Source organism: Pseudomonas sp. DrBHI1 (assembly GCF_002205115.1).
Lineage (GTDB): Bacteria > Pseudomonadota > Gammaproteobacteria > Pseudomonadales > Pseudomonadaceae > Aquipseudomonas > Aquipseudomonas mosselii.
Genome location: NZ_NIBE01000091.1, coordinates 131,366 through 142,551 on the forward strand (window position 1 = coordinate 131,366; position 11,186 = coordinate 142,551).

General features: G+C 63.8%; 7 protein-coding genes and 1 pseudogene. All 8 read left to right on the forward strand.

Annotation, left to right across the window (positions count from 1 at the left end):
- A pseudogene (locus tag CC207_RS27785) lies at positions 1–571 on the forward strand (AMP-binding protein); the annotation flags it as partial.
- A gap of 331 nt (positions 572–902) precedes the next feature.
- Positions 903–2,789: a DUF1302 domain-containing protein gene (locus CC207_RS18915; protein ID WP_069017868.1), complete on the forward strand. Its 1,887-nt coding sequence runs from the start codon at positions 903–905 to the stop codon at positions 2,787–2,789.
- A gap of 25 nt (positions 2,790–2,814) precedes the next feature.
- Entirely contained in the window at positions 2,815–4,179 is a 1,365-nt protein-coding gene (locus CC207_RS18920) for a DUF1329 domain-containing protein (protein ID WP_088852566.1), read from the forward strand.
- A gap of 222 nt (positions 4,180–4,401) precedes the next feature.
- Positions 4,402–7,119, forward strand: a complete 2,718-nt coding sequence (locus tag CC207_RS18925; RefSeq protein ID WP_088852567.1) for a LuxR C-terminal-related transcriptional regulator — start codon at positions 4,402–4,404, stop codon at positions 7,117–7,119.
- Between the two features lie 157 nt (positions 7,120–7,276).
- A complete protein-coding gene (locus CC207_RS18930; RefSeq protein WP_028689527.1) occupies positions 7,277–8,884 on the forward strand; it encodes a response regulator in 1,608 nt (535 codons plus the stop codon).
- Complete coding sequence (locus tag CC207_RS18935) at positions 8,881–9,573, forward strand: sensor histidine kinase KdpD (RefSeq protein ID WP_062364614.1); 693 nt, start codon at positions 8,881–8,883, stop codon at positions 9,571–9,573. The genes CC207_RS18930 and CC207_RS18935 overlap by 4 nt, the downstream gene beginning before the upstream one ends.
- 105 nt (positions 9,574–9,678) lie before the next feature.
- Positions 9,679–10,323 (forward strand): MBL fold metallo-hydrolase, encoded by a 645-nt coding sequence (locus CC207_RS18940; RefSeq protein WP_028689529.1) that lies wholly within the window; start codon positions 9,679–9,681, stop codon positions 10,321–10,323.
- 95 nt (positions 10,324–10,418) lie between these two features.
- Entirely contained in the window at positions 10,419–11,138 is a 720-nt protein-coding gene (locus tag CC207_RS18945; protein ID WP_028689530.1) for an OmpA family protein, read from the forward strand.
- Positions 11,139–11,186 lie beyond the last annotated feature (48 nt).

Below are 11,186 nucleotides of genomic sequence, written 5' to 3' on the forward strand. Positions count from 1 at the left end.
GGTCGAAGCCGCCATCGTCGATGGCAGTGGCAACTTCCTGCCCGCCGATGGCGAAACCCAGGGCGAGCTGGTGCTGCGCGCGCCCTGGCTGACCATGGGCTACTTCCGCGAGCCGGAGAAGGGCGAGGAGCTCTGGCAGGGTGGCTGGCTGCATACCGGCGATGTCGCCACCCTGGACGGCATGGGCTTTATCGACATCCGCGACCGCATCAAGGATGTGATCAAGACCGGTGGCGAATGGATCTCTTCGCTCGACCTTGAGGATCTGGTCAGCCGGCACCCGTCGGTGCGTGAGGTGGCGGTGGTCGGGGTCCCCGACCCTCAGTGGGGCGAGCGCCCGTTCGCGCTGCTGGTGGTGCGTGAGGGGCAGAGCATCGATGCCCGTGCGCTCAAGGAACACCTCAAGCCTTTCGTCGAACAAGGGCACATCAACAAGTGGGCGATTCCCAGCCAGATCGCCCTTGTTACTGAAATTCCCAAGACCAGTGTTGGCAAGCTCGACAAGAAGCGTATCCGCGTGGATATCAGCCAGTGGCAGGCCAGTAACAGCGCGTTCCTTTCCACCTTGTAACCCAGGCGCGGGTCGCGCCTTTTCCAGCGCGACCCCGCAGGCTAGACAGCATGTCGCCTTGTCAATCGCTAGAATTGAGCCATGCTTGAGCACTGCCAGCGCGCAGGCCGGCCGATCGGGGTGGGCCGCAAGCAGGACGCGCAAATCACACTTTAGAGGGATCAAGCACCTGTGACCGCTGGCTATAGTCGGGTCAGGGGATTTTCAGGAATGGGGGAGGGCACCACGCGCCAATGCGCGGCGCCACGGGCAGGAGCCTGCTTCACCAGGCGCTCAAGCCGTTTCTGAAAGGACTCACTGCCATAACAAAAAAGTACATGGAGTAGCGTCGATGACATCTGCAAACCCGTTCTGGCGCCGGGCGAAACTGCCCCTGGCCGTCAGCCTCGCTTCTACGCTCGCAAGTCCTGCTTTCGCGGTCAGCTTCAACATCGGTGAAATCGAAGGCCAGTTCGACTCGTCGCTCTCCGTTGGCGCCAGCTGGTCGACTGCCAACCCCAACAAGAACCTCATCGGGGTCAACAACGGCGGCAACGGCCTGTCCCAGACCTCTGACGATGGTCACCTGAACTTCAAGAAGGGCGAGACCTTCTCGAAGATCTTCAAGGGCATCCACGACCTGGAACTCAAGTACGGCGACACTGGCGTGTTCGTTCGCGGCAAGTACTGGTACGACTTCGAGCTCAAGGATGAAAACCGCGAGTTCAAGGACATCAGTGACTCCAACCGCAAGGAAGGCGCCAAGTCCTCGGGCGCTGAACTGCTCGACGCCTTCGTGTATCACAACTACTCCATTGCCGATCTGCCGGGCTCGGTGCGCCTGGGCAAGCAGGTCGTGAGCTGGGGTGAGAGCACCTTCATCGGCGGCGGTATCAACTCGATCAACCCGATCGATGTGTCCGCGTTCCGACGTCCGGGTTCCGAGATCAAGGAAGGCCTGATCCCGGTCAACATGTTCTATGTCTCCCAGAGTCTGACCGACAACCTGTCGGCCGAGGCCTTCTACCAGATCGAATGGGATCAGACGGTCGTCGACAACTGCGGCACCTTCTTCTCCCAGCCCGACATCATCGCCGACGGTTGCACCGACAACCTGCGTGTGCTGAACAGCAGCCGTACCCTCAATGCCTTGCCAGCAGCAGCGCGGGGAGTGTTGGCCGCCAATGGTGTCAACTACAACGAGGAGGGCGTGCTGGTTCGCCGTGGCGCCGACCGTGACGCTCGTGACAGTGGTCAATGGGGCGTCGCGTTCCGCTACATGTACGAGCCGCTGGACACCGAGTTCGGCGCGTACTTCATGAACTACCACAGCCGCGCACCTATCTTCAGTGCCACCGGTGCCTCGCGTGCGACCTTTGCCCGCGCAGCTGCGCTGCCAGCGGCATTGCGGTCACTGGCGCCGCTGATCGTGGCGGGTAACTCGCAATACTTCGTCGAGTATCCGGAAGACATCCGTCTCTACGGGCTCAGCTTCTCCACCACCTTGCCCACCGGCACCGCCTGGAGCGGCGAGATCAGCTACCGCCCCAACGCGCCTGTGCAATTGAACAGTACTGACATCCTGTTTGCTGGTGTAAAACCACTGGGGGGGCCGTTGTTCGGCAATGCTTCGGTACTGAACGGCCAGCCAGGAGAAGACCTTCACGGTTACAAACGCAAGGAAATCACCCAGTTTCAGACCACCTTCACCCACTTCTTCGACCAGGTCATGGGTGCCAGCCGCATGACCCTTGTCGGTGAAGTCGGTGTCACCCACGTCGGTGGCCTGGAGAGCCGTGACAAGGCCCGTTATGGCCGCGACCCGGTCTACGGCCCGGGTGACCTGCCTGGCGATGCCTGCCGTCTGCTCAACACGAGCACCATCGGTGGCTCCGGGTTGGGCAGTTCGTCTGCCAACCTGACGCGCAATTGCGAGGGTGACGGTTTCACTACCAGCACCTCGTGGGGCTATCGTGCGCGCGCCATCTGGGATTACAACGACGTCTTCGCAGGGGTCAACCTCAAGCCCAGCGTGGCCTGGTCCCACGACGTTTCGGGTTACTCCCCTGGCCCAGGCGGCAACTTCGAGGAAGGCCGCAAGGCGGTCAGCCTTGGCCTGGACGCCGAGTACCAGAACACCTACACGGCGAGCCTGTCGTACACCAACTTCTTCGATGGCAAGTACACCACCGTGGATGACCGCGACTTCGTCGCCCTCAGCTTCGGCGTGAACTTCTAAGAAACCTGATCCAGGACGACACACAATGAAAATGACCACACGTCTGCTGCAAGCCGGTGTACTGGGCATGTCCCTGCTGGCAACCAGCGTCATGGCTGCGGTTTCCGCCACCGAAGCGGCCAAGCTGGGCTCCACACTGACACCGATGGGCGCGGAGAAGGCTGGTAACGCCGATGGCTCGATCGGCCCGTGGGAGCCGCTGTCCAAGAGCGCCGGCAGCGTCGATGCGAAGGGCTTCCTGTCCGACCCCTACGGCGGCGAGAAACCCCTGTTCACCATCACTGCGCAGAACGCCGACCAATACAAGGACAAGCTCTCGCCTGGCCAGTTGGCGATGCTCAAGCGCTATCCGGACACCTACAAGATCCCGGTGTACAAGACCCACCGCGGCTCCACGGTACCGGACGATGTGTTCGCCGCGATCAAGGAAAACGCCACCAAGACCACCCTGGTCGCCGGCGGCAACGGCCTGGAGAACTTCCGCACCGCCGTGCCGTTCCCGATCCCCAAGGATGGCCTGGAGGTGATCTGGAACCACATCACCCGCTACCGTGGTGGCAGCGTGACCCGCCTGGTCACCCAGGCCACCCCGCAGCAGAACGGCTCGTACAGCCTGGTGTATTTCCAGGACCAGTTCGTGTTCCGCGACAAGATGAAGGACTACGATCCGGCCAACCCGGGCAACATTCTGTTCTACTTCAAGCAGGAAGTGACCGCCCCGGCGCGGCTGGCCGGGACCGTACTGCTGGTCCACGAGACGCTCGACCAGGTCAAGGAGCCGCGCAAGGCTTGGATTTACAACGCCGGCCAGCGCCGTGTGCGCCAGGCGCCGCAAGTGTCGTACGACGGCCCGGGGACTGCCGCCGACGGCCTGCGCACCTCCGACAACCTGGACATGTACAACGGCGCGCCGGACCGTTACGACTGGAAGCTCGAAGGCAAGAAGGAGATGTACATCGCCTCCAACGCCTACAAGCTGGACGATCCGAAGCTCAAGTACAGCGACATCATCAAGGCCGGGCACATCAACCAGGACTTGTCGCGTTACGAGCTGCGCCGCGTCTGGCACGTGGTTGCCACCCTCAAGCCGGGTCAGCGCCACATCTATGCCAAGCGTGACTTCTACATCGACGAGGACACCTGGCAGGCTGCGGTGATCGACCAGTACGACGGTCGCAACCAGTTGTGGCGCGTTTCCGAGGCTCACGCCCAGCCGTACTACAACGTGCAGGTACCCTGGTACACCCTGGAGGCCATCTACGACCTGCAGTCGGGCCGCTACCTGGCCCTGGGTATGAAGAACGAAGAGAAGAGCGCCTACAACTTCGGCTTCAGCGCCAGCAAGGCCGATTTCCAACCGGCAGCCCTGCGTCAGGCGGGTGTGCGTTGAGCTGACAGTCGTCGCAACTCCGTTTGATCTCCCAGAACGCCCCGGCTAGCCGGGGCGTTTCTGTTTGTGCGGGCGTGAAGTCGAGCGGCCTGTCGCTGCTGTTTCTTTTTGTCGTAGTCTTTTTAGGGCAAAGCGCCTGCATCATCTTCAAATGCGCAGCGTTTGCCGCTAGTCTCGCAACAAGCCCTTACGCCGCCCTATTCCAATCAGAACGAGCCGGCCATGACAGACCTGTCCCGTACCCACGGAGTCGCCAGCCAGGCCTTGGGCCTGCTGGATGGGCGTTTCTTCCGGCCGCCGCTGCCGGAAGCGCACGTCCCCAGAGCACGCCTGTGCCAGCGCCTGCAAAGTGGCCTGGGGGGGCGTCTGTTACTGGTGAACGCACCGGCGGGGTTTGGCAAGAGTTCGTTGGCCATTGAGTTCTGCCAGGGGCTGCCCAGCCACTGGCGCAGCCTCTGGCTTGGCTTGAGCCAGCGCGATGCTGATCCGGGGCGTTTTCTCGAACGCTTGCTCGAAGGCTTGCAGCAGTTCTGCCCGGCACTTGGCGGCCAGGCCCTGGGGCTTTTGAAGATGCGCCAACGGCATCAACCCTTCGCCTTCGAAGAGTGGCTCGACGGCCTGCTTGATGAACTCTCGCTCTACCTGCAACCGGACACGCCCTTGCTGCTGGTACTGGATGACTATCACCTGGCCCAGGGGCCGGTGCTTGATCGTTGCCTGCAGTTCTTCCTCAACCATCTGCCGGCCGGGTTGGCCCTGCTGGTCACCAGTCGTCAACGGCCCGACTGGCACCTGGCGCGCCTGCGCCTATCGCGCCAACTGGTCGAACTCAACGAGCAGGACCTGCGCCTGACCCCCGATGAAGCGCTGGCCGTGATCGGCCGCCAACCCACCGGTTTGCGCGGCCAAGCCCTGGACAACCTGATCCAGCGCAGCGACGGTTGGGTGGCAGGGCTGCGTTTCTGGCAACTGGCGGCCAGCGAGTCCGGCGAGGACCACGCCTTGCCCCAGGCGCTGCATGGCGGCGAAGGGCTTATCCGCGACTACCTGCTGGAGGAAGTCATCGACATCCTGCCGGCCCCCGTGCAGGCGTTTCTCTACGAGACTGCCTGCCAGGAGCGTTTCTGCGCCGAATTATGTGACGCCCTGCGCGAGCGCCATGACAGCGGCGAGATCCTGAGCTATCTGCAGGCCCACCAGGTGTTCCTGGTGCCGCTCGACGAGCATGGGTTGTGGTTCCGCTATCACCACCTGTTCTCCGACCTGCTGCGTAGCCGGCAGGCCTGTGAGCCACTGGCGGGGCTGCACCTGCGTGCCTGCCGTTGGTTCGAAGGGCAGGGCCTGCTGGACGAAGCGGTGGAGCAGGCCCTGCGCGCGGGCCACCTGGACGTGGCGGCGGGCCTGGTACAGAGCCTGTCCGAGGAGCAACTGCTGGCGGAGCAGAATGTCGGCATGCTGCTGCGCTGGAAGATGGACCTGCCCGACAGCTTGTTGATCAGCACGCCCAGGCTGATCGTCCTGTATAGCTGGGCCCTGGGTTTGGCCTGCCAACTGGACGCCGCCGAGGAGCTGGCGGCCTACCTGAGCCGCTTCCTGCCCGCACCGTCGGCCACGGCACAGAAGTCGATGCTCGCCCAGTGGCTGGCCCTTAGCGGGGTCATCGCCCGTGGCCGCGGCGATCGCGAGCGGACACTCGCCTACTGTGGCGAGGCGCTGCAGAGCTTGCCGAACAAGCGCTACGGTCAGCGGCTGGTGTGTCTGTCGACCCTGTCGAACCTGGCCATCGCCGATGGCGATTTCTGGCGAGCGCGGGGCTGGAACCGCGAAGCACTCGAATTGGCGCAACGGGTCGGCAACCCGCTGTTTGAGGCCCTGGCCCATTACGATCGGGCGCGAGTACTGCACGCCCGGGGTGAGGTGCTGCGAGCCCTGGACGAAGTGCGCCAAGGATTGCAGCGGTTGCAGGGCCTTTCGGGGCAGCGCCTGTATGCCGTGCGCGCACGCCTGACCTTGTACGAGGGCTACTTGCTGGCGGCCCGCCTGCATTGCGCCCAGGGCCGTGCGCGCTTGCGCGCCGGGCTCAGCGAGGCGCGCAGCTGCCGCGACATCAGCGTCCTGATCGGGCATTGCGTGATCGCCTCGTTGGACGGTCGCGAAGGGCGTTTTGCCGAAGCGTTCTCGGAACTGGCCGAGGCGGAGCGGCTGATGCATATCTGGGATGTGCCGCCGATCTTCTACCTAGCCATGATTACCCTGGTGAAGTGCGAGCTTTGGTTGGCCCAGGGCCGAACGGACCTGGCCGAGTCCTGGCTGCTGCGCTTGGGGCAGACCTATGGTGGCGAGCAACCTGCGGCCGCACCGGAGTTCCACCCGTTGTTGCCACTGCACATCGAATTGCAGCAGGCCTTGCTGGAACGGGTGCTGGCCCGCCCCGGTGACGCCGAAGCGCGGTTGCGCACGCTGGTCGAGCGGGGCCAGGCCAGCGGTGGCATGACGCTGGTGGTCAGCGCTCAGTGCCAATTGATCGCCCTGCTGCTGGCCGAGGGGCGTGACGCCGAAGCGGCCAAGTTGCTCGCATCTGCCCTGGAAGCGGCCCAGGGCGGTGCCCTGCAGGCCTTCCAACGCTTGATCGAAGAGCAGCCACACTGGCTGCGCGAGCAGTTGACGGGGCGTGCGGCCTGCCCGGCGCAGAGCGATCTGCTGGCCCATCTGCCGCAGGCGCTGGCTACCGGCGGGGGGGCCACCGAGGCTCTGAGCAGCCGTGAGTTCGCCGTGCTGGAACTGATCGCCCAAGGCTGTTCAAACCAGCAGATCAGCGAGCGCCTGTTCATCTCCCTGCACACGGTCAAGACCCACGCCAGCCATATCAACAGCAAGCTCGGTGTCGAGCGCCGCACCCAGGCGGTGGCCAGGGCCAAGACCCTTGGCTTGCTGGTCTAGTGGCTTAAGGCGAGGTCGGCCGTTAAGATAGCGGCTTTAGGCCATCATTCGGCGTTACCTTTCCGGGCTCATCTTTCCCGAACCGCTGCCGATACAGACCTCGGCGGTATGCATCGCCACGCGCCACTTCCCCACTTTTTCAATACAGGTCGTGTTGATGCTGCAGTATGGGCAAAAAAGCTTTCTGATCGTCGACGACTTCACCGACTTCCGAACCTCGACCCGTTCGATGCTTCGCGAGCTGGGCGTGCGGGACGTCGACACCGCCGACAGTGGCGAACAGGCGCTGCGCATGTGCGGGCAGAAGCGTTACGACTTCATCCTCCAGGATTTCCACCTGGGTGACGGTAAGAAGAACGGCCAGCAAGTGCTCGAGGACCTGATCCTTGACAAGCTGATCAGCCATGAATGCGTGTTCATCATGGTCACCGCCGAAAGCAGCCAGTCCATCGTGCTCAGTGCCATCGAGCACGAGCCCGACGCTTACCTGACCAAGCCCTTCAACCGGGTCGGCCTGGCCCAGCGCCTGGAGAAGCTGACCCAGCGCAAGACGCTGCTCAAGCCGATTCTCCAGGCCCTCGACCGCAGCCGTCCGGCCGAAGTGCTCGCCGCCTGTGCCGAGTTGTGCAAGAAAGACCCGCGCTTCGCCCCGCTGTGCCTGCGCTACCGCGCTGACGCACTGCGCGATCTCAATCGCTTCGAGGAGCTGGAGAAGTTTCTCAAGAACATCCTTGCCAGTCGTCCGCAGCCCTGGGTTTACGCGGCGCTCGGCAGCCTGCTGCACAAGCGCGGGCAGAACGCCCAGGCCCAGGGTGTCTACGAGCAGGCCCTCAAGGCCTTCCCGATCATGCCCAACCTGTACGATGGCATGGCCGAGGTGCTGGTGGCCCAGGGTGAGACCCGGCGTGCCCAGCACATGCTCGAGGAGGCGGTGCGCCTGTCGCCGCTCGCCGTGCGCCGCCAGGCCGCGCTGGGCAAGTTGGCACTGGACAACGCCGACTTCGAAAGCGCCTCCAAGGCTTATCGCCATGCGGTGAACCAAGGGCAGAGTTCGCGCTACAAGGACGCCGAGAGCAACCTGGGGCTGGTCCAGGCGTTGATGAACAAGAACAGTGGCAACGGTCTCGACGCCCGTACCCGGGTCGAGATCAACACCGTGCTCAGCGAGGTGGCCAAGGAGAATGTCGAGGACCAGGGCCTGCAGGTGCGTGCGCGGTTAATGAAGGCCGCCAGCCTGCAGCAGGCTGGCGATCCAGAAACCGCCGCCAAGCTCACTGAGCAGGCCATGCAGCGTCTGGAGAAGATGGACCAGTTCTTCTCCGTGGAGGCGGCGCTGACGGTGGCCAGGCAGCTGCAGCAACTTGGCCAGGACGCGGCGGGTACCTCGATCCTCAAGGGGTGTGTGGAAACCTACGGCGACGACCCCAAGGTCATGCAGAGCGTCGCCAAGCTCACCGACGATCCGCTGGTGCTGGGGGCGGTGACCGAAGCCGTGGACCTCAACCGCCAGGGTGTGCGCAGCTACCAGGGCGGTCAGCTCAACGAAGCGCTGGGCATGTTCCGCAAGGCGTTGTCGCTGCAGCCGAAGAACATCAGCATCGCCCTGAACACCGCCCAGGCCCTGCTGCGTATCGGCGGCGAGACGCCACCGCCGGCACTGATGCAGGAGTGCCGCGACTGTCTCACCAGCGTGGCCGGCATTCCCGCCAGCGACAGTCGCTATGACCGCTACCGCAAACTGCACATCCGGGTCTTCGGCGCATGAACCAGGACAACCAGGGGCTGGACTTCTCCACGGTGATCGCCTCCACCGTGCACGACCTGAAAAACTCCCTCTCGGCGCTCACCCATGCCCACAGCCAATGGCTGGCGCGCCTGCCCGAAGCGCTGCGCGGCGGCACCGAGCAGGGTGTGGTGGAGCATGAGCTCAGCCACCTGAACGGTATGCTCGTGCAGTTGCTGGGGCTGTACAAGCTGGGCGTCAACCAGCTGCCCATCTGCCCGGACTACCACGAGCTGGACGACTTCCTCGAGGCCCAGCTGGCGGCCCAGGAAGAGGTGATCAAACACCGCGACATCCTTGCCACCTGGCGCATCGAGACCGAGAGCCCGCTGGGCTTCTTCGACCGCGAACTGGTCGCCTCGGTGGTGGCCAATGTGCTCACCAACGCCATCCGCTATGCCGGCCATGCCCTGCTGATCAGCATCGAGGAAGAGGGCGAGCAACTGGTGATCAGCGTCAACGACGACGGCGCTGGTTATCCACAGCGCATGCTCGAACGCCAGCACGACTATGTGCAGGGTATCGACTCGCAGAGCGGCAGCACCGGGCTGGGGCTGTACTTCGCCGCGCGAATTGCCGCGCTGCACGAGCGCAACGGGGTACGCGGGCGGATCGAGATTGCCAATGGCGGGACACTGGGGGGCGGGTTGTTCCGGTTGTACCTGCCTTGAGATCTGCCGCGTTCGTCAGCTCTTTCAGAGGCTTTGATCACGAGTTGGCATACCGCAGGCCTGGCGATAGTCTTGTCGGACATCCGTGATTTCTCCAGGCCAACAATGAACGCTCTACCTTCAACCCTCATCCGCGAAACCTTCCCCGTCGGCCCGCTGCAGTGCAACTGCACCCTGATCGGCGACCCGCTCAGCAAAAAGGCCATCGTCGTCGACCCGGGCGGGGACGAGCAGAAGATCCTCGCCCGCCTGCAGCATCATGGCCTGACCCTGGTGAGCATCATCCACACCCATGCCCACTTCGACCATTTCCTCGCCTCGGGCAAGCTCAAGGAACTGACCGGTGCCACGCTGCACTTGCACAAGGCCGACCAGCCGCTGTGGGAAAACCTGGAGATGCAGTGCCAGATGTTCGGCATGCCCTACACGCCGGTGCCGTCGCCGGACCGCTGGCTGAGCGACGACGAGGAGCTGGCCTGCGGTTGCGGCGTGGCCTTGCACACCCCAGGGCATACGCCGGGTTCGATGAGTTTCTGGTTCGCCGAGCACAAGCTGCTGATCGCTGGCGATACGCTGTTCCGTCGTGGCGTAGGGCGCACCGATTTGTGGGGTGGCGATCAGCGGGCTATCGTTCGATCCATCAAGGAACGGCTGTACCGCCTGGATGAGGAGGCCATCGTGGTGACCGGCCATGGCCCGGACACCCGCCTCGGCGACGAGATGCGCGAGAATCCGTTCGTGCGCGCCTGAGGTTTCATGGAATTTTTCCGCCGCGCTGCAATCCAAGGCTGGCATAGATCCGTAGGTGATCCGCTGCACTTTTGAATTTCAGTAGGAGCTTGTCCATGTTCACCATGCGTCGTCTGATTATCGTCGCTACCGCCGCCGCCCTGATGTCCGGTTGTGCCAGCCCCAACCCGTATGACAACCAGGGCCAGGCGCAGGGCTCCACAGGGATGAGCAAGACCGCCAAGTACGGTGGCCTGGGCGCGCTGGCCGGTGCCATTGCCGGTGCCGCCATCGATCACAACAACCGTGGCAAAGGCGCGCTGATCGGCGCCGCCGCGGTGGGCGCCGCCGCCGCCGGCTACGGCTACTACGCCGACAAGCAGGAAGCCGAGCTGCGCGCCAAGATGGCCAACACCGGCGTCGAGGTGCAGCGCCAGGGCGACCAGATCAAGCTGATCATGCCGGGCAATATCACCTTCGCCACCGATTCGGCGAACATTTCCCCAAGCTTCTACTCGCCGCTGAACAACCTGGCCAACTCGTTCAAGCAGTTCAACCAGAACACCATCGAGGTGGTGGGCTTCACCGACAGCACCGGCAGCCGCCAGCACAACATGGACCTGTCCCAGCGTCGTGCCCAGGCGGTCAGCACCTACCTGACCTCCCAGGGCGTGGATTCCTCGCGGGTCAGCGTGCGTGGCATGGGGCCGGACCAGCCGATCGCCAGCAACGCCGATGCCAATGGCCGTGCGCAGAACCGCCGCGTCGAGGTCAACCTGAAGCCGATCCCGGGTCAGCAGTATGACCAGCAGGGGACTGTGCAGCAGTATCCATAAGTCGCCTGGCTGCAACCGATCGCGGGGCAAGTCGCATCGGCGCACCGC